Source organism: Arthrobacter sp. UCD-GKA (assembly GCF_001863355.1).
GTDB lineage: Bacteria > Actinomycetota > Actinomycetes > Actinomycetales > Micrococcaceae > Paeniglutamicibacter.
This window is the reverse complement of sequence record NZ_MOLR01000004.1, coordinates 22,790-42,022: the sequence shown is the minus strand read 5'-3', so window position 1 is coordinate 42,022 and position 19,233 is coordinate 22,790. Positions and strand designations below refer to the sequence as shown.

Annotated in this window: 16 protein-coding genes; 8 read left to right on the top strand and 8 right to left on the bottom strand. The window is 63.1% G+C overall.

Features of this window, described 5'->3' with window-relative positions; all coding sequences use genetic code 11:
* Window positions 1–37 precede the first annotated feature (37 nt).
* From BLJ79_RS06490 to BLJ79_RS06480, 3 genes are all read left to right on the top strand, one after another.
* Window positions 38–550 (top strand): acyl-CoA thioesterase, encoded by a 513-nt coding sequence (locus BLJ79_RS06490; protein WP_286135294.1) that lies wholly within the window; start codon window positions 38–40, stop codon window positions 548–550.
* Between the two features lie 82 nt (window positions 551–632).
* Window positions 633–1,415 (top strand): cyclase family protein, encoded by a 783-nt coding sequence (locus BLJ79_RS06485; RefSeq protein WP_071213907.1) that lies wholly within the window; start codon window positions 633–635, stop codon window positions 1,413–1,415.
* Window positions 1,412–3,070 carry a thiamine pyrophosphate-binding protein gene (locus BLJ79_RS06480; protein WP_071213905.1) on the top strand — a complete coding sequence of 553 codons (1,659 nt, stop codon included), beginning with the start codon at window positions 1,412–1,414 and terminating at the stop codon, window positions 3,068–3,070. Before BLJ79_RS06485 ends, BLJ79_RS06480 begins: the two co-directional genes overlap by 4 nt.
* Before the next feature lie 175 nt (window positions 3,071–3,245).
* Here BLJ79_RS06480 and BLJ79_RS06475 read toward each other — a convergent pair whose 3' ends face one another.
* From BLJ79_RS06475 to BLJ79_RS06455, 5 genes are all read right to left on the bottom strand, one after another.
* On the bottom strand, window positions 3,246–5,642 hold the full coding sequence (locus tag BLJ79_RS06475; protein ID WP_071213904.1) for a bifunctional salicylyl-CoA 5-hydroxylase/oxidoreductase: 2,397 nt from the start codon (window positions 5,640–5,642) through the stop codon (window positions 3,246–3,248).
* Between the two features lie 96 nt (window positions 5,643–5,738).
* Complete coding sequence (locus tag BLJ79_RS06470; RefSeq protein ID WP_071213903.1) at window positions 5,739–7,370, bottom strand: AMP-binding protein; 1,632 nt, start codon at window positions 7,368–7,370, stop codon at window positions 5,739–5,741.
* 59 nt (window positions 7,371–7,429) lie between these two features.
* Window positions 7,430–8,299: an acyl-CoA thioesterase gene (locus BLJ79_RS06465; protein ID WP_071213902.1), complete on the bottom strand. Its 870-nt coding sequence runs from the start codon at window positions 8,297–8,299 to the stop codon at window positions 7,430–7,432.
* Entirely contained in the window at window positions 8,296–8,781 is a 486-nt protein-coding gene (locus BLJ79_RS06460; protein WP_071213901.1) for a cupin domain-containing protein, read from the bottom strand. Before BLJ79_RS06460 ends, BLJ79_RS06465 begins: the two co-directional genes overlap by 4 nt.
* A gap of 44 nt (window positions 8,782–8,825) precedes the next feature.
* Complete coding sequence (locus BLJ79_RS06455; RefSeq protein ID WP_071213900.1) at window positions 8,826–9,677, bottom strand: fumarylacetoacetate hydrolase family protein; 852 nt, start codon at window positions 9,675–9,677, stop codon at window positions 8,826–8,828.
* 142 nt (window positions 9,678–9,819) lie between these two features.
* Here BLJ79_RS06455 and BLJ79_RS06450 point away from each other — a divergent pair, with 142 nt between their 5' ends.
* Window positions 9,820–10,239 carry a RidA family protein gene (locus BLJ79_RS06450; protein ID WP_175475409.1) on the top strand — a complete coding sequence of 140 codons (420 nt, stop codon included), beginning with the start codon at window positions 9,820–9,822 and terminating at the stop codon, window positions 10,237–10,239.
* A gap of 113 nt (window positions 10,240–10,352) precedes the next feature.
* On the opposite strand, the gene BLJ79_RS06445 is transcribed toward BLJ79_RS06450, so the two are convergent.
* A complete protein-coding gene (locus BLJ79_RS06445; RefSeq protein ID WP_071213898.1) occupies window positions 10,353–11,234 on the bottom strand; it encodes a PaaX family transcriptional regulator in 882 nt (293 codons plus the stop codon).
* Between the two features lie 144 nt (window positions 11,235–11,378).
* Here BLJ79_RS06445 and BLJ79_RS06440 point away from each other — a divergent pair, with 144 nt between their 5' ends.
* Complete coding sequence (locus BLJ79_RS06440; protein WP_071213896.1) at window positions 11,379–12,395, top strand: D-2-hydroxyacid dehydrogenase; 1,017 nt, start codon at window positions 11,379–11,381, stop codon at window positions 12,393–12,395.
* Between the two features lie 15 nt (window positions 12,396–12,410).
* Here BLJ79_RS06440 and BLJ79_RS06435 read toward each other — a convergent pair whose 3' ends face one another.
* Window positions 12,411–13,121 (bottom strand): response regulator transcription factor, encoded by a 711-nt coding sequence (locus BLJ79_RS06435; protein WP_071213894.1) that lies wholly within the window; start codon window positions 13,119–13,121, stop codon window positions 12,411–12,413.
* A 286-nt stretch (window positions 13,122–13,407) separates the two neighbouring features.
* Here BLJ79_RS06435 and BLJ79_RS06430 point away from each other — a divergent pair, with 286 nt between their 5' ends.
* The 3 genes from BLJ79_RS06430 to BLJ79_RS06420 all read left to right on the top strand — a co-directional run bounded on the left by BLJ79_RS06430 (window position 13,408) and on the right by BLJ79_RS06420 (window position 18,667).
* The gene (locus BLJ79_RS06430) at window positions 13,408–16,746 is read left to right on the top strand and encodes a choice-of-anchor G family protein (protein WP_139194753.1); all 3,339 of its coding nucleotides are present in this window, start codon (window positions 13,408–13,410) and stop codon (window positions 16,744–16,746) included.
* Between the two features lie 119 nt (window positions 16,747–16,865).
* Window positions 16,866–17,540, top strand: coding sequence for a DUF5819 family protein (locus BLJ79_RS06425; protein WP_139194752.1), 675 nt, complete (start codon window positions 16,866–16,868; stop codon window positions 17,538–17,540).
* Window positions 17,537–18,667 carry an HTTM domain-containing protein gene (locus tag BLJ79_RS06420; protein WP_071213890.1) on the top strand — a complete coding sequence of 377 codons (1,131 nt, stop codon included), beginning with the start codon at window positions 17,537–17,539 and terminating at the stop codon, window positions 18,665–18,667. The genes BLJ79_RS06425 and BLJ79_RS06420 overlap by 4 nt, the downstream gene beginning before the upstream one ends.
* A gap of 273 nt (window positions 18,668–18,940) precedes the next feature.
* Here BLJ79_RS06420 and BLJ79_RS06415 read toward each other — a convergent pair whose 3' ends face one another.
* Window positions 18,941–19,168: a PLDc N-terminal domain-containing protein gene (locus BLJ79_RS06415; protein ID WP_071213889.1), complete on the bottom strand. Its 228-nt coding sequence runs from the start codon at window positions 19,166–19,168 to the stop codon at window positions 18,941–18,943.
* Window positions 19,169–19,233: the final 65 nt, after the last annotated feature.

Here is a 19,233-nt window from a genome sequence, read left to right as displayed (position 1 = left end):
TTGTATTATGTCGTTAAAGTGACGTGCGTAACAATGGATGGATGGAGAAAACTTTACGATGATCGGAAAATCGAGTGACAATGGTGGAGTGAAAGCCGCTGCCGTTGCGGATGCGGCAGGGGAATTTCTCGCGTCGGGAGTGGCCGGCAGCGTGTTGGAGCGCCACATCGAATGGATCGACACCGATGCGGCAGGACACCAACACAACTCCGTGGTCATGCGGTTTGTCGAGGCCGCCGAAGCCAGGCTCTTTCGGGAGCTCGGCGTCGTTTCCTACTTCGGAAATGCACCTCGGGTACGACATGAAATCGACTACCGCGCAAAACTCTACTTCGGGCAACGGGTGACCACCGCAGTGGTCATTGAACATGTCGGATCCTCCTCCATGTCCTTTGCCTTCAAGGTCTGGGGACATCCACACGAAGGACGCGATTCCGTGCTCGCGGCCGAAGGCCGCTTTGTAACGGTTTGCGTGCCGGAAGGCGCCGAAAAATCGTCACCCTGGCCGGAGACGGTGCTTGCCGCGCTGAAACAACGATCCACCATCTGAGAAGGGCATGCAGGCGACCACGGTTCGCTGCTAGCCTGACCGGAATCTGCACTCTGGCCACCAACAACATTGGAGACCCATTATGAGCCCCGTCCACAGCTTCCTTTCCTCTCTTGCGGCCGGCACGGTCGAGCTCTTCGACCTGACCGCGCCGCTTTCGGCGCAGACGCCCACGTTGGTGCTGCCCGAGCCGTTCGCCAACCTGATCGATTTCAGCATCGAGGAGGTCTCCGGGTACAACGAGCCCGGCCCGTTCTGGAAGCACCACAATATCCACACCGGCGAACACATCGGCACCCACATCGACGCGCCGATCCACTGGGTCTCCGGGCGCGAGGGCAAGGATGTCTCCCAGCTCGATCCCGAACGCCTCGTCGGCCCCGCGGTGGTCCTGGATTTCAGCGAGCAATCAGCCGCGGACCCCGACTTCCTGATCGACGTCGAGCACCTGGTTGCCTGGCAGGAGGAACACGGGCCCTTCCCGGCCAATTCGTGGTTGCTTTTCCGCACCGGCTGGGATCGTTTTGACCATGACAAGCAGGCATTCCTGAACCTGGATGAGCACGGCTCCCACACCCCGGGCTTCACCGCGGAGTGTGCCAAGTGGATCGCCGAGGAGCTGGACATCTCCGGCGTCGGTGTGGAAACCGTGGGCATCGATGCCGGGAACGCCGGGGCGCTGAACCCGCCGTTCCCGATGCACCACTTCCTGCTGGGTGCCGACAAATACGGCATCACCTCGCTGAAAAACCTTGACAAGCTGCCCACGCACGGAGCCTTGGTCGTGGTGGCCCCGCTGCCGATCGTCGGTGGCACCGGCGCCCCGACGCGCGTGCTGGCCATGGTCGGAAGGAACCGACCATGAACGTTGCACAACTCGTCGGCAAGACCCTGGCCGAGCTCGGCGTCGGCCACTGCTTCGGGGTGGTGGGCTCGGGCAACTTCATGATCACCAACACCCTGGTCGAGCACGGGGTTCCCTTCACCGCCGCCCGGCACGAGGGCGGGGCCGCCACCATGGCCGATGCCTACTCCCGGGCCAGCGGGCAGGTGGCCCTGCTCTCGGTGCACCAGGGCTGCGGGCTGACCAACGCGGCAACCGGGATCGGGGAGGCGGCCAAGTCCCGCACCCCGATGATCGTGCTGGCCGCCGAGGCGGCGCCGTCGGCGGTCTACTCGAACTTCGCCATGGACCAGGACGGCTTCGCCGCCTCGGTCTACGCCATCCCGGAACGGGTCCACAGCGCAGCCAGCGCGGTGGCGGACACGGTGCGTGCCTACCGGCGAGCGGTGAACGACCGCCGCACGGTCGTGTTGAACCTGCCGCTGAACGTCCAGGCGCAAGAAGCCCCGGCCGAGCAGACCCAAGCGACAGCTACCGTGGCCCCGGCAGAACCAATCCGGCCTTCGCGCGCCTCGGTGGAGGCCCTCGCGGAGCTGATCGGCAAGGCCACGCGCCCGGTGTTCGTCGCCGGCCGCGGAGGGCGCGGCGCCAGGGACGAGATCCTGGACCTGGCCCGGCACACGGGTGCCTTGGTGGCGACCTCCGCGGTGGCCAAGGGCCTGTTCAACGAGGACGAATTCAACCTCGGCATCTCCGGCGGGTTCTCCTCGCCGCTGGCGGCCGAGCTGATCACCGACGCGGACCTCATCATCGGCTTCGGCTGCGCGCTGAACATGTGGACCATGCGCCACGGGCACCTGATCGGCACCGGCACCAGGGTCGTCCAGGTCGATGTGGAGGAACAGGCGCTGGGTGCCAACCGGCCCATCGACCTGGGCATCGTGGGGGACTCGGCGCAGTGCGCCGCCGACGTGCTCGAAGAACTTCTTGGCCGAAGCGCCGAAGCCCGCGAGGGCTACCGCACCGCCGCGGTCGCCGCGCGCATCAAGGAATCCATCGACTGGAACCAGGTCGACTTCGATGACCTCTCGGATGCTCGGCTGATCGACCCGCGCGCGCTGACCAAGCGGCTCGACGAGCTCCTGCCGGCCGAACGCATCGTCAGCGTGGATTCCGGGAACTTCATGGGCTACCCCAGCCAGTACCTCTCGGTGCCCGACGAATTTGGCTTCTGCTTCACCCAGGCGTTCCAGTCCATCGGGCTGGGCCTGTACACGGCCATCGGTGCGGGTCTGGCGCAGCCCGGACGCATGCCGGTGCTGGGTACCGGCGACGGCGGTTTCCACATGGCGATCGCCGAGCTGGACACCGCGGTGCGGCTGGGCATGCCGCTGGTTTGCATCGTGTACAACGACGCGGCCTACGGCGCCGAGGTGCACCACTTTGGGACCGGGAACCCGGAAGCGGACATGGGCATCGTGCAATTCCCGGACACCGACTTCGCCGCCATCGGCCGCGGATTCGGCGCCGACGGGATCACTGTGCGCACGCTCGCGGACCTGGACGCGGTGCAGACCTGGCTGGATTCAAGCCCGGGCAGGCCGCTGGTCATCGACGCGAAGATCGCCTCGGACTCGGGTGCCTGGTGGCTCGCGGAGGCCTTCAAGGGGCACTGAGGCACTCGCCCGGAATCACCGGCGCGGAGTGCCGGGTGGGAAACGTCCCCCGCCGGCACTCCGCGCATCTCTGCGTCTTCTGCGTGGCGCCGCTCCGGATCTTGGCGGGAATGCACAGAGGGAGCGGCTCGACCCGCTTCACGCGAATCGAGCCACTCCCTCCCTGCTTCCGATGCTAGACGCTGGGCACCAGGTTCTTGGCTGCCGTGGCCTTGGCCGGGGTCCAACGCAGGTGGACCTTCTCGCCGAGCTCGTCCTCTTTCAGCAGCGACAGGCGCGGGCGGACGGCGTCGGTGCGGGCGCTGGGCGGCTTGCGGCGCCCGGCCTTGAACGGCAGCGGCCAGGTGGCGCCGTCTCCGACGTAGTCCTGCTCGGCGGCCGCCTGCAGCGTCCAGGCCGGGTTGTACAGGTGCGTGCGGCCCAGGGCGACCAGGTCGGCACGTCCCGCCAGCAGGATCGAGTTCACGTCGTCGTAGGAGGAGATCGCACCGACCGCGATGACCGCGACGCCGGCAGCGGCGGCGACCTGGTTCCGGATCTTGTCCGCGAACGGCGTCTGGTAGCTGCGCCCGAACGCCGGGCGCTCGTTGCGCACGATCTGCCCGGAGGACACGTCGATGGACTTGACCCCGTGGTCGATGAACGCGGCGGCGATGGCCAACGCATCGTCCTCGGTGTTCCCGCCCTCGGTCCAGTCGGTGGCGGAGATGCGCACGCCGATCGGCTTGTGGGCCGGCCACGCCGCGCGCACCGCATCGAGCACCTCCAGCGGGTAGCGCAGGCGGTTTTCCAGCGATCCGCCGTACTCGTCGCTGCGCTGGTTGGACAGCGGGGAGAGGAAGGAGGAGAGCAGGTAGCCGTGGGCGGCGTGCAGCTCCAGCAGGTCGAAGCCCGCCGCATCGGCGCGGCGGGCCGCGGCGACAAACTCGTCGCGGACCGTATCCATCGCGGCGCGGTCCATTTCCACCGGCACGTGGCAGCTTTCGCCGTAGGGGATCGCGCTGGGGGCCAGCACCTCCCAGTTTCCCGATTCCAGCGGCTCGTCGATGCCCTCCCACATGAGCCTGGTGGAACCCTTGCGGCCGGAGTGGCCGATCTGCGCGCCGATCTTGGCGTTGGAATTGGAATGTACGTATTCGGTGATGCGCTTCCAGGCGATTGCCTGTTCGTCGTTGTACAGGCCGGTGCAACCGGGGGTGATGCGCCCGTTCTCCGAGACGCAGACCATCTCGGTCATCACCAGTCCGGCCCCGCCCATGGCCTTGGACCCCAGGTGGACCAGGTGGAAGTCGCCCGGCACGCCGTCGACCGCGGAGTACATGTCCATGGGGGAGACCACCACGCGGTTCACCAATTCCAGCTCGCCGATCTTGTAGGGCTGGAACATGGCCGGGGCGGATTCCGCGGAGCCGGACAGTCGGGCGAAGTCGGCGTCGACCTTGGCCGCGAACTCGGTGTCGCGCAGCTTCAGGTTTTCATAGGTGATGCGGCGGGAGCGGGTGAGCAGGTTGAAGCAGAACTGCACCGGGTCCTGGTCCTTGTACTGCCCGATGTTCTCGAACCATTCCAGCGAGGCCTGGGCGGCACGCTGGGTCGAGGCCACCACCGGGCGGCGCTCGGTCTCGTAGGCTTCCAAAGCCGCATCGACGGAGGGGTGTTCGTGCAGGCAGGCGGCCAGGGCCAGGGAGTCCTCCATGGCCAACTTGGTGCCCGAGCCGATGGAGAAGTGCGCGGTGTGCGCGGCGTCACCCAGCAGCACGATATTCCCGTGGCGCCAGTTCTCGTTGCGCACGGTGGTGAAGTTGATCCACTTCGAGTTGTTGGTCAGCACGTTGTAGCCGGCCAGTTCCTCGGCGAAGATCTCCTTCACCTTGGCCACGGCCTTCTCGTCGCTCACCCCGGGGGCGAAGACCTCGTCCTGCGTCTCGTCGAAGCCGGCGGCCCGCCAGACGTCCTCGTGCATTTCCACGATGAAGGTCGAGCCCTCGTCCGAGTACGGGTAGCCGTGGATCTGCATGGTCCCGGCGTCGGTCTCCTTGACGAAGAACTTGAAGGCCTCAAAGACCTGGTCGGTGCCCAGCCACATGTACTTGGAGGTGCGTGCATCCAGGGACGGCTTGAACGAGCCCGCGTAGCGGGTGCGGATCGCGGAGTTCAACCCGTCCGCGGCCAGCACCAGGTCGTAGTTTGCCGACAGCTCTTCCACATCCGGGGCGATGGTGGAGAAGCGCACGTCGACGCCGAGTTCAATGGCGCGGCGCTGCAGCAGTTGCAGCAGTTCCTTGCGGCTCATGGCGGCAAAGCCTTGGCCGCCCACGGTGTGCATCTGCCCGCGGAAGTGGATGTCGATGTCGCTCCAGCGGGCGAAGCGCCGGGACATGTAATCGGCGATGACGGTGTCGGCGTTGCCGATGCCGCCGAGGGTCTCGTCTGAGAAGACCACGCCGAAGCCGAAGGTGTCCGAGGCCGCGTTGCGCTCCCAGACGGTGACCTCGTGGGCCGGGTCGAGCTGCTTCATCAGGGCCGCGAAGTACAGGCCGCCGGGGCCGCCGCCAACAACTGCAATTTTCATGTCTGGGTCCTTATCTGGGGTCGGCAGGGCTGCGGCGGCCGGGGCTGATTCCGGTTCCGTGCGGTGCCGACGGGGGGAAAACTATGGGAAGTGTGGCTAGTGGGCCGGGGATTGGGCCAATGCCTCGCGCAGCTTGAAGTGCTGGAGCTTGCCGCTGGGGTTCCGCGGCAGCTCGTCGACGAAGCGGACCTCGCGCGGGTACTTGTAGGGTGCGATGACGGTCTTGACGAAGTCCTGGATCTCCTTGGCCTTCTCGGCCGAAGCGGTGACCCCGTCCACGAGCACCACGAAGGCACAGACCACCGAGCCGCGGTGTTCGTCGGGGCGTGCGACGACGGCGGTTTCCAAAACGTCGGGGTGCTGGATGATGGCTTCCTCGACCTCGGGCCCGCCGATGTTGTAGCCGGAGGAAATGATCATGTTGTCGCTGCGTGCCTGGTAGGTGAAGTAGCCGTCGGCGTCGCGCACGAAGGTGTCACCGGTGACGTTCCAGCCATTGGAGACGTAGGCGTGCTGGCGCTCGTCATCGAGGTACCGGCAGCCGGTGGGGCCGATGACCGCGAGCCGGCCGACCTCGTCGGGCCCAAGCTCGTTGCCGTCAAGGTCAAGAATGGTTGCGCGGTAGCCGGGGACCGCGGTTCCGGTGGTGCCGGGGCGGATGTCCGCCCCGGCGGCCGAGATGAACACGTGCAGCAGCTCGGTCGAGCCGATTCCGTCGATCAAGTCCAGGCCGGTGGCGTCCTTGACGGCTTCCCAGGTGGCCGCCGGGAGGTGCTCGCCGGCCGAGACGGCGATGCGCAGCGGGCGAAGCAGCTCCGCCTTGCCCTCCTTGAGGATGGCGCGGTAGGCGGTGGGTGCCGTGAAGAGGATCGTGGCACCGGCGTCATGGGAGAACTGCGCCAGCTCCACCGGGGTGGTGCGCTCGGTGAGCAGGGTGCTGGCGCCAAAGCGCAGCGGGAAGACGACCAGTCCGCCCAGCCCAAAGGTGAAGGCCAGCGGAGGGGAGCCGGCGAAGACATCGGAGGCGGTCGGCCGCAGGATGTGCCGGGCGAAGGTGTCCGCGTTGGCCAGGATGTCGCGGTGGAAGTGCATGGTGATCTTCGGGACCCCGGTGGTCCCGGAGGTTGGGCCGAGCAGGGCCACGTCGTCGGCCGCGGTGTCGACGTTGGTGAACTCGCCGGACCTGGCGCCGGCGAGCGCCACCAGATCCGCCGGGTCCTGGGAACCGACTGCCACGACCGGGTAGGAGGAACCAGCAGCGTCGCGGGCGTCATCCAGGAAGCGGTGGTCGCACAGCATCAGGGCGGGCTTGGTCAGCTGGGCCAGCTTGGCGATTTCCGGGGCGCGCAGGGCCGGCATGGTGGTGACTACGACGGCGCCGGCCTTCAGGACCCCGAGCCAGCAGGCCACGAGCCAGGCGTTGTTGGGGGCCCGGAGCATGACCCGGTTTCCGGGGACGATCCCGAAGTCCTCGACCAGCACCTGGGCGACCTGGTTGGAGCGGGTGAGCAGCTCCCCGTAGCTTTGCACCGTTCCGTCGGGGGCCAGCAGGGCCGGGGAACCGGCCCCGAACTTTGCCACGGCGTCGTCGATCAGCACCGTCGCGGCGTTGAGCCTTTCGGGGTACTGCAGCTCGGGCAGCGTGAATTCCAGGGTTGGCCACAACTCGTGCGGCGGCAGGTGGTCGCGCGTGAAGGTGTCTTGATGGGCCGAAAGCGATAATTCCATGAACTTGCCGTCTCTTTCCAGGAGTCGATTTTCAAGATTGCAATGGTGCTTGTGGTGCCTTAGCCGAGCGGTCCGCGGATCATGCCCTCCTGGGCGACGGTGGCCAGCAACTGGCCGCCGCGGGTGTAGAAGCGGCCCAGCGCCAAGCCGCGGTTGTTTTGGCTGGAGATGGCTTCCTGGACGTAGAGCACCCAGTCATCCACGCGACCGCTGCGGTGGAACCACATGGAGTGGTCAAGGCTCGCGGTGACGAGTCCTTCGGTGCTCCAGGACAGGTTCTGGGTCCGCAACAGCGGCTCCAGGATGGTGTAGTCGCACACGTAGGCGAGGGCCGCGCGCTGGGTGATCTGGTCATCGGGGAGTTCGGTGAACGCCTTGACCCAGACCGCCTGGTGGGCCGAGGGCTTCCCGTCGACCTCGAGGTACAGGGCCCCGGGAACGTGGCGCATGTCGAAAGACCGGCCGGTGGACCAGTACTCGGCGGCAGGGCCCTCGGCAGAGGCCAGGACGCTGGCCGCGCTGGCCAGGGTTTCGGGATCCAGGTCCAGGAATTCGGCCGGTGCCGCGGAGGACTGTTCGGGACCGGACTCAGGCACGTGGAAGGATCCCAGGGCGGTGTAGACGGCCTTGCCGTTTTGGAAGCCGCGCACCTGGCGGGTGGAGTAGCCGCGGCCATCGCGCATCAGCTCGACCTCGTAGCGGACCGGAACGTGCATGTCCACGGGGCGCAGGAAGTATGAATGCATCGAGTGCAGTTCCCTGTCCCCGTCCACCGAGCGCATCATGGCCGAGGCGCCCTGGGCCACCATGTCCCCGCCGTAGGCCTTGGGCCACGGAACATATTGGGGGATGGCGGTGAAAGCCGTGTCAAAGACCTCGGCCTCGCAGGCGGTCAAATCGATGGCGTCAAGGAAGATTTGTGAGCTCATGCCCGGCGGTATCCTTCCAGGGTTTCGTCGGCGACTTCTTCGAGGTTCACCACGATGTTTTCCGGGGTGCGGGCGGTGAGCCAGACGAGGTCCTCGGTGATCGACATGTTGGCCTCGACATGCGGCATGAACGGCGGGACAAAGACCCAGTCGCCGGCGGTCATGTCCAGGAACTGCTCGTAGTTCTCGCCGAAGTAGATCCGTCCGTGGCCGCGCAGCACGTAGCCGCCGGTTTCGGCCTCGCCGTGGTGGTGGGGGAGGGACCGGTATCCGGGGGTGTTGGAGACCTGCCCGAACCAGAGCTTGGTGGCCGGGGTGTGCTGAATGCTGACCCCGGAGACGCGGATGCAGTCGCCGGATTGCGCGGTGTTGGTGTCTTCGGCGCCCTTGCGGGTGACCACGGGGACGACGACTCCGTCGGAGTTGGCGTAGACGGTGTTCTCACCCTCGGTGCGGTAGATGGTGGGGGTCGGGTTGTTCATGGGCTTGGCTCCTTGGTCTGTGGCTGGATGCGTGGATGGGGTGGTTAGAGGGAAGCGTTGATTCGCAGGTTGATGCGGTTGGACAGGGTTCCGATTCCGGGGATCTCGGTGACCAGCTCGTCCCCGTCCTTCAAGAAGCGCGGCGGGACCATGCCCATGCCGACCCCGCCGGGGGTTCCGGTGAGGACGACGTCGCCAGGGCGCAGCACGGTGAAGGTGGAGATGTAGGAAAGGAGCTTGGCGGCGGAGAAGACCAGCGTTTTGGTGTTCCCGCGCTGGACCTCTTCGCCATTGAGTGTGCAGATGACCTCGAGGCCGGCCTCCGGATCCAGCGCATCGGCGGTGACCAGCACGGGTCCCAGCGGCGTGGTGCGGTCAAAGGCCTTGCCCTGGAACCACTGCAGGGTGCGGCGCTGCCAGTCGCGCATGGAAATGTCGTTGGCCACGGTGTAGCCGGCGATGGCGCCTGCCGCCTCGTCCTCGGAGGCGTCCTTCAGGGTGGAGCCGACCACCACGGCCAGCTCGGCTTCCCAGTCCAGGTCCACCGATTCGTCGGCGACGATCGGTGCTTCGGGGTCGGTGAGGGTGTCGGCGAACTTGGCGAAGAGCGTGGGGAATGCGGGGAGCTCGCGTCCCATTTCCAGGATGTGCTCGGAGTAGTTCAGGCCGCAGCAAATGACCTTCGCCGGGCTCGGCACCGGATTCAACACTTCGACCTCGGCTGCGGGCAGGACATCCGGACCGCAATGGCCGGAAGCGGCATCCTTGAGGATCGCCTTCCACTCGGGAAGGGCCAGCAGCTCGCTGAGATTGCGTGCCGGCAGCGGCTGGTAGCCGCCTGCCACCACGAGGGCGGCGGTGGTGCGCCCACCATGTCGAACCGTTGCGAGTTTCATTCTGTTGGCTCCTTCGCCATCCATCAAATCTACTGTGTCGACTTTTTGACCGCCGTCACGTATCCTCAATGTAACACGCATCACTAGTCCGGCGCCAGAGCGGAAGACCCGCAACCGCGGCAGAAACCCACAGGAGAGCATGATGACCGAAACCACCCTCATCCAGAACCTCACCATCAACCCCGATTCACTGGGCAAGCCCTCCGGGTTCGCGCACGGCGTGCTCGCGGGAACGACCGTGTACCTGGGCGGGCAGACCGCACTGGACAAGGACATGAAGATCGTTCCGGGCAACATCGTGGACCAGTTCAAGCAGGCGTTCTCCAACGTCCTGGCAACACTCGTCGAGGCCGGCGGAAAGCCCGAGGATCTGGTGTCGGTGACCATCTACCTCACAGACGTTGACGACTACCTGGCCAACGGCCGCGAGATCGGCCGGCTGTGGCGCGAAATGGCAGGCAGCAAGTACCCGGCACTCGCCGGCATCGGGGTCAGCCGCTTGTGGCAGCCCGAGGCGCTCATCGAGATCCAGGGCATTGCGGTGATCCAGGACCGCGCCTAGTTATCCGAGCCGGCAAGAAGGGCAAGAAACCAAGGAAGCCGTGTCGTGCTACCGCATACCCCGCAAGGGAGGGCGGTTGCACGGCACGGCTTCCTGTTGATGTGGGGGAGCGGCTATCCGGTGACGGCGTGGCCGTCGATGGCTCGGTCGGCATGGCGCTGTGCGCGCGGGGCCAGCAAGGTGTGGAGCTGCTGGAAGAGGTGCTCGGCCTCCAGTGCGTTCCAGTTCCGGGGCAGGAACTCGGTGGGCAGCCCCGGGTCGAGGTAGGGCAGGCGTCGCCACTGGGTGACCAGGACCAGGTAGTCGGCAAAGGCCCGGGTGTCGGAGTCTGGATCTGCGTTGAACCCGTCGCGCTGGTCCCATGACTCAAGCAGCCCCCGGTTTTGCTCGAGGAAGTCCGAGTACAGTGCATCAAGCGCCGGCAGGTCCCACCAAGCATCGATGTTCTTGTGCAGGTCGGCGCCGCCGACGTGGTCGGCCATGAAGAACTCGAGGTATTCGTTCAGCCCGCGGGTGTCGAAATAGGCCAACACCGCGTCGCGCAGATGGCCCGGGGCGATCCACAGCCCCGGGGTCACCGAACCGAAGCCCATGCGCACCAGCGAAGAACGGATCTTGTGCCGGATGTTGCGCTGCGACTCGGGAACGGTGAAGGTTGCCAGGAGCCACTGCTCGCCGATCTTGGCCCGCCGGGGGTGGAAGATGCGTTCGTCGCCCTCGATGAAAGTTTCGATGACCGAGGGTGCCAATGCGTACCCGTTGCGGCCGTTGACCTGCACGCTGTCGATGACGCCGCGTTTTTTCAGGCGCGAGATTGAGGATCTGGTTCCAGTGGACTCGACCCCGATGTCACGCATCAAGTCGATGATGGTGGCCACGGCCAGGGCGCCGCCGTGCTGGCGTGCGTACAGGCCAAACAGCGAGACGATGAGCTGGTGGTGCCGCGGGACCGGGGTCTCTCTGGGGCCCTTGTTGTCGCCTACGAGTGTGGTCATGCGCTCACCTTATCGAACCACTCGAGGTAGCCTGTCCGAAGGGGCCCGGTTTTTTGTCGTGTCGTTCTCGTGACGCTGGGAAAAACTACAGATGAGCCGCCCCCCTTTTGTCCCGCCACCCAACGATAGAGGTTCCTCAGTTCCATGCGCCCACAGGTTTTGATTTGCTCGTATCTCCAGGAGGAGCTGGTTGGCCGGCTGATCGATGCCACTCCCGAGGTCGATGTCATCTACCGGCCCGAGTTGCTGCCCGTCCCACAGTTCGGGGCGGACCATTGGGGCAAGCCCCGTGAGCTCACCGGGGGACAACTGGCGGAGTGGCAGGGCCATCTGGGCAATGCGACCATCATGTTTGATTTCGACTGGTGGCAGCCGCGTGATTGGCGGGAACACAGCCCACGGCTTGAATGGATCCAGGCCTCGCAGGCCGGGGTGGGCGCGCGGGCCGAGGCGATGGGGCACATTGATAACAAGGTTCGCATCACCACCGCTGCCGGCGTGCACGCCAAGCCACTGGCGGAATTTGCCCTGGCCGGGCTGCTGCATTTCATCCGCGAAATCCCACGCCTCGAATCCCAGAGAAAGGCACACCGTTGGACAAACGGTGCATCGAAGACCCTGTACGGACTGCGCGCATTGATCATCGGGGCGGGCAGCATCGGGAGCGAAGTTGCCAGGACCTTGAGCTTCATGGGAGTCAGCTGTGACGGGACTACCCGAGCGGGCAGACTGCTGGACAGTCCGTTTGAACGATCCGTCAGCCTGCAGGAATGTCGGCTGGGGGAGTACGACATCGTGGTCCTTGCCTGCCCGCTGACCGATGAAACCGCGGGGCTCATGGACCAGCGGCGACTGTCCGAAATGAAGCAGGGGGCATTTCTCGTAAATCTGGCGCGCGGCCCGGTCATAGACCAGAAGGCCCTTATCGATGCGCTCGCCGGAGGACATCTTGGTGGGGCCGTTCTTGACGTGGCAAATCCGGAGCCGCTACCCGACGGGCACCCCTTGTGGGACGCCCCGAACCTGATTCTCTCCCCTCATACCGCCGCAAACGTGGACGCGGAGAATTCACGTTTGGTGGAACTCTTCACGAAAAACCTGCGCCGCTACTTGGACGGCGAAGCGCTGATCAATGCCTATGACCCGTTCCTGGGGTATTAGTTCAGACCAAAAAATTCAGGCACGGGGTGTTGCATGGCGCATGCGACCGACACCCAGCGGCACAGTCGTGCGCGACTCTTCCAGGAGCCCGGCTTGAACGGCCAAGACCGCGAGCTGGACACGGTTGCTGACGCCCAGCGGTTCCATGATTTTTGCCAGTTGCGCCTTGACCGTGCCTTCACTGACATGCAGCAATGAGGCGATTTGGACGTTGGTAAGGCCTTCTGACAGTGCTTGCAGTATGCGTCGATCGCGAGGTCCGGCCTGACGCAACAGTTGCGATTTCAAGTCATACTTGCTCGCGGAGTGGGGCGGGAACTGGTCCGCATCCGCGGGCTTGGAGAAGATCATGTTTCCCGAGTGGATCATCCGAAGTGCGGCACCCAGGTCGGTTGAAATCGAATTCTTGGCCAGGTAGCTACAGGCACCCGCCGAATGGGCCCTGGCCATGGTCTCGATATCGTGGGTCGCCGAAAGCATCACTACCTTCGTCTCCGGGGCCGCCGACACGATTCGCCGGGTTGCTTCCATGCTGCATATGTTGCTGAGACTGGTTTCCATGAGCACCAAGTCAGGCCTCTTCTCGAGTGCCGCGTCAACGGCGTCGTTGCCGGTGCCGGTAACTTGTTCAAGTTGGACATCCGGGCTTGAGGCCAAGAGGCTCTCCAGACCAAGCCGAAGAAAGTAATCGCCATCAGCAAGATGGACTCGAATTTGGGGCTGCATCGGGGGCTCCTTTAACTTCTGCGAATGCTCGTGAAAGCGCAATAATTCATGCACAGCAACAACGATCAAAGCCCCAAAACTCTATTTCTCGATGTAATTAGATCTCATCGTAGCCAATGTAAATAGCCGATTGGCGATCCCGAGGTCCGAAAGCGTGCACATTACGGTATGAGGTGCCGAACTGTAGCCAAGCGGCCACTTCGTCATGGTGAAGCAGCGCCACCCGTTGGATTTAAGCCTCCTGCTCGATAGCCGTAGGTTCGGCGGAATCTGTCCGTAAAGGGCAATGAAGCATCCGATCGCTTTCCTAAGGTCAATCTCGGGTCACGTTTATTTTTTGGCCCATGATCATTCCACTTTCGCCATGGAGGATGCATTGACAAGGGATATTTCACCACCGGGGAATGGGAAGCGACGCTTCCCAATTGCTCGCAGACTTTTGGCTGGCGCTGTAGCGTCCAGCCTCTTTATCGTTCCGACGACGTCGGCATTTGCCGCGCCCACGGATTCCTCGGAAGCCGAAGGCCGTGTTCTTAGTGGCGGTGGGGCAATCAACCTCAATGGGATTGCGGCCCTAGCCCCGGCATATAGTGCGGATCCCTCGGTACCTGGAGCTAAGAACAGCACGCTGGACCTTTCGGTTCTCAGCGCACTTGGTATTGATTTGGGTGGTGGCATACAGCTCTTCGGTCCCAATGGTGTCGTTGGTGTTGGTGCTCTCGGCCAGTTCGCCGAGTCCACCGCCGGAAACGCATATGCGGCATCCGGCGCAGTAACCGACACCGGTGCAATTTCAGTGGGCGGCAACGGGCAGCAAGACAACGCCTACGTCGACGCAACCGCACTGCTTAACAATGCGGGACTCGGCGGCATTACGGACGGTCTTATTTCCGCGCTTCGCGTCGAGCTTGGTGCAATATCGGCGACAGCATCCAAAGCCGGCGTAATCGAAGCCGAAGGCGAATACCAAGTCGCCGATGGCAATCTGCTCCTAACGAGCCCAGTGGTTGGGGGACTTTCAACGACGTTGACGACAACTCTCGACACACTCAGCGACGACGTCAATGCAATTACGGGCGCTAATGGCGCTTTGAACACGTTGCTCGGAGGCGTCGCGAATGACCTAGTGGGTCCCCTGACTAGCGGACTAGGTGCGGTATCTGGAGGACTCGTTGACGTCAGCAACGTGAAGCTTGCTGCTACGATTGATGCCGATTTGAAGACGGCACTTTCCGCCGTTTTGGAAGAGCCATTGACCAATGCCGAAGAGTCCGTCGTCATTGATCTGAGCACCGGCGAAATCGTTATTGATATCGCTAGGCTCGTGAAGGAAGAGCAAGGCAAGAGCCCGGATGGCTCCTTGAATGACTTGGATCCAAACACCGTCCTTCTATCAAAGCCGGTGTTGGACGCAGCTATTGCCGGAGTCACCGACTTGCTCGATACGCTGCCGGCCACGCTGGTGACTGTTGTGACAGACACTCTGAATTCCACCGAGCTAAATATCGATCTCACCGCGGCTGCAGGCCTCCAGCTGCCATTGGTTCCACGGGTGGACCTTGTGGACATTGACGTCAAGATAAATGGAACTGTTGGTGCTTTCCTCGATGGAGACACTTCGGCGCTTAACATCGATACCTCGGGAACGAGAGCACTCGGGGCCATCCAGATTGGGACGCTCTTGAACCCGATTCTCAGCGTCGTCACAGGCACTCTGATCCCAGCGATAGGCGTGCCACTGCAGACTGCAATCACCGGGGTAGGAATCACTTCGACCGTGTTCGAGCCAGTTCTTAACGTGGCCACCACGGCGCTTTCTCCGCTAATGGAGACTGTGGCGAAGATCGTTTCCATCACAGTGAACGTCCAAGAACGCGACGGATCGTTCACCACGGTCGGTGCGGAGAACGTGGGTTCGTTTACGGAACGGGCAGTAGCAATTTCGCTTTTGCCGGTTCTGTCTACCCCATTGGCTGAGGTTAACCTGGCTTCAGCCACAGTACGTGCCAATGTGGTCCCTGCGACGGTTGTGGTGAATCCGACCTCGGTCGAGGCCGGTAACTCGACCGAGGTGACCGGTGAGAACTGGACCCCGGGCGAGGTAGTTACTGTTCAGCTTGTTGACGCCGAGGGCGCCAACGTGGGCGATCCGGTGACGGCGACTCCTGGCGCTGACGGTTTGTTGACTGTTGAGCTGCCGGTGGGTGCCGGGACTCCTGCTGCCGGTTACACGGTGAAGGCGTCGAACGGGACCCAGTCTGCCGAGACCGCGCTGACGGTGACCGAAGCTGCTGCATCTGAGGCTGATACCGAAGCTGCTATCGATGCGGACGCCGCGACGGACGCTGCTACGGATGCGGACGCTGCGACCGATGCTGACGCCGCGACGGACGCTGCTACGGATGCTGACGCTGCGACGGATGCTGCTACGGATGCTGACGCTGCGACGGACGCTGCGACGGATGCTGCTACGGATGCTGACACTGCGACGGATGCTGCTACGGATGCTGACGCTGCGACGGACGCTGCGACGGATGCTGCTACGGATGCTGACGCTGCGACGGATGCTGACGCTGCTACCGATGCTGCTGCGGATGCTGCTGCGGATGCGGACGCTGCGACCGATGCTGACGCCGCGACGGACGCTGCTACGGATGCTGACGCTGCTACCGATGCTGCTACGGATGCTGCTACGGATGCTGACGCTGCGACGGATGCTGCTACGGATGCTGACGCTGCGACGGACGCTGCGACGGATGCTGCTACGGATGCTGACACTGCGACGGATGCTGCTACGGATGCTGACGCTGCGACGGACGCTGCGACGGATGCTGCTACGGATGCTGACGCTGCGACGGATGCTGACGCTGCTGCGGATGCTGCTGCGGATGCTGCGACGGACGCCGCGACGGACGCTGCGACGGACGCTGCGACGGACGCCGCGACGGACGCTGCGACGGATGCTGCTACGGATGCTGACGCTGCTACCGATGCTGCTGCGGATGCTGCGACCGATGCGGATGCTGCGACGGACGCCGCGACGGACGCTGCGACCGATGCTGACGCTGCTCCCGACGCTGGAGACGAAGACGGCGACGGCCAGGAATCGACTGTGACTGTCGATCCGAAATCGGTTGAGGCCGGAAACTCGACGACGGTGACCGGTGAGAACTGGACTCCGAACGAAGAAGTTACGGTTCAGCTCAAGGATGCTGAAGGCAACAACGTGGGTGATCCGGTAACGGTGACTCCAAATGCCGAAGGTAAGTTCACAGTTGAGCTCCCGGTGGGCGCCAACACTCCTGCCGGCGGTTACGTTGTAGAAGCAACTAACAGCACACAGACCGGTCAAGCTGACCTGACCGTGACGGAAGCCAGTGCTGCTGATGCAGACGCCGCAACCGATTCTGCTGCTGATGCAGACGCCGCAACCGATTCTGCTGCTGATGCAGACGCCGGCTCTGCTGCCGACGCCGATGGATCCAAGTCTGATTCGGGCAAGACCCCGAATGGCGACCTGGCCAACACGGGCTCGAGTGCACTGATCCTGGGTGGCTCAGCATTGCTGCTGCTGCTGGCTGGTGCCGGTGCCTTCCTGTTCTCGCGTAAGCGCTCCATGCGCTAACGCTTGAATTTACGGTGAATGGGCTGGCCGGGACCTTTTGGTCCCGGCTTGCCCTTTCGCCCGATCCAGGGCAACCGGTTGTTGGAGTTCCAACGGCCAGCTGAGCCCAGGCTTGTGGTTTGAAAATCGATCGCGGCCGTTGCCTTTACGGAGATTTGATGAAACGTCCTCTGAACAAACCCCGGATCATGGGGATGCTGTCGGCCCTGGCCGTGGTCACCTATGTATTTGTGAGCCTCGTGCTGGTCTCGCCCAATACGCCTGTGCGCGCTGCGGTATTCTCGGTCGCTTCACCGTATTACACGCAGAAGTGGAACGTCTTTGCTCCCAGCATCATGAAAGTCAATACGGATTTCTCCTTCCAAGCTCAGTGGCGGGATGCCAACGGATCGCTGGTCAAATCGGAATGGGTCAACATCACCGATATCGAGCAAGGCAACTCCCTGGGCAATTGGGCTACATCCAGGATCCATAAACAGTCGTTGAACGCCATGGGTGCCTATCAAGGTAGATACAACAAGCTGACCGCGGCTCAGAAGAAGATCGCCCGGGATACCTTCATTGAACGATCAGGCAACGGCTTTCAGCCGATCGGGAACTCCGAGTTGATTCAAAAACTGGTCGACGCCGGCAATAACCGCAGCTCCGTCATCAGTTTCCTGCGGTTTGATGCTGAACAGCAATTCAAACTTTCAGATCTGGTGTTCGGATGGCGTCAATCGAACGTCACGATCGATGGTGCGGTCGTCAACGAATACGCAGGGGTCATCGAGCGGAATGGCGGAAAGCAATGACCGTGAAGAAGTACTTGGCCACGAGCATCAACTCCGCCGCACAAGGATCGTCGACGTCATCGGATTCGTCGTGGGCGTCACGGCAGATCGATCGATTTGTAGCATGGGCTACCGGGGCTTACCGTGCCACCCGCAGCTTCTCCCTGCTGAGAATCATCTACGCCGTCGGCATGTTGCTGTTTCTCATTCCCAGCTATGGGGACCGCGCCTACCTCTGGGGCTTTGCCTCGACGTGGCTCGAACCGGAAATCAAGCGCCGGGGCTACCCATTCTTTATTGAAAAAATGTTCCCCAAAGACAATACTTTCGTCTTTGACCTGTCCTACTGGAGCCTGATCGTTCTGGTCCTGTTGTTTCTTGTAGGGTACAAGACACGGTTCGTCACCCCGGTGATGCTGCTGTTCTGGATTGGTTTGCAGTCGAACAGCATGCTGGTGACCAACGGTGGCGACACCATTTTCCGCATCACCCTTTCATTCTTGATTTTTGCGAATCTGAGCAAGCATTGGTCGGTCGATGCCTGGCTGCAGAAGCGGCGTGGCCACCGAAAGTCCTATACACAGAAGCACTTCCCGGTTCCCCTGTGGCTGGGGGCGGGCCTCCACAACACCGCCTTGATGCTGTGCTGCTACCAAATCATGCTGGTCTATGTGAACTCGGGCATCTTCAAGCTGATGGGCAAGGAATGGCTCGAGGGCAGTGCCTTGTACTACTCCCTGAACCTGGATGCCTTCCAGGTTGTTCCGCTTCTGAGCGAGCTTGCCTGGCAGATCACGCCGGCCGTGTTGGTGGCAACGTGGGTATCCATCTACTTCCAGCTGCTCTTCCCGGTGCTGCTGCTGTGGAAGTACACCCGCTATCTTTCCCTCGTCCTGCTCCTGGGCATGCACGTCGGGATCGGATTCTTCATGGGGCTTTGGTCGTTCTCCTTGGCGATGATCGCCCTGGACATGCTCTTTGTGCGCGACAGTTCCTGGGAAAAGGCCGGAAATTGGGTCCGTCGCACCAACACCAAGGCCAAACAGATTCTCCGGTCCGAGATTGGCCTGCCCCCTGTGCCAAGGAGCATTCCGCCCAGGCCGGAACAGTTCGCCAACGCGGGCAGCAGCAGCACGGCTTCCGAGTGAACCCAGGGAATTCATCGCCCGTGGTTCTGCAGATTCGTGGGGAATTCGACCGGTGTTGGCAATCGGTAAAGATTGATGCCCGACTTCATTGAGCAATATTGGGCCCGGTTGGAGCAATGATCCTGGAACTTCCCTGCCACCGGTTCTCCGTTGGGAGGCGTGTCCCGGCGAAAAGTATCGTCTGCTGGACATTGCCGTGCTAGGACCGAATTCGATTTTCAAGCCTGGCCGGGCCTTGGCGATCCCCAGATCCCGCCCGCGTCGGAATTGTGGCTACTTGACCCGACGCGTCCGTCCGAATGCCAGATACGCGATGGGCCCGAGGAAATTGATGAACGAGGCCGCGGCCCACGCGCCCTTTGCCCCACGGACCTCGGCCGCCGGACGTTTGACGAGATCGCGCAAGGCAACGAACTGGAGTGCCAACTGCGTGATGCCCAGGATGGCGACGCGCCAGCGTGATACGACAGAAAGTTCGTTCCAGGACTTGTTCCGGCTCATGGTTCTCCTCTGTTGCGACAACGGCTGTGACAGCTTCACTACCGCGTTATTGGCTATCCATTCCC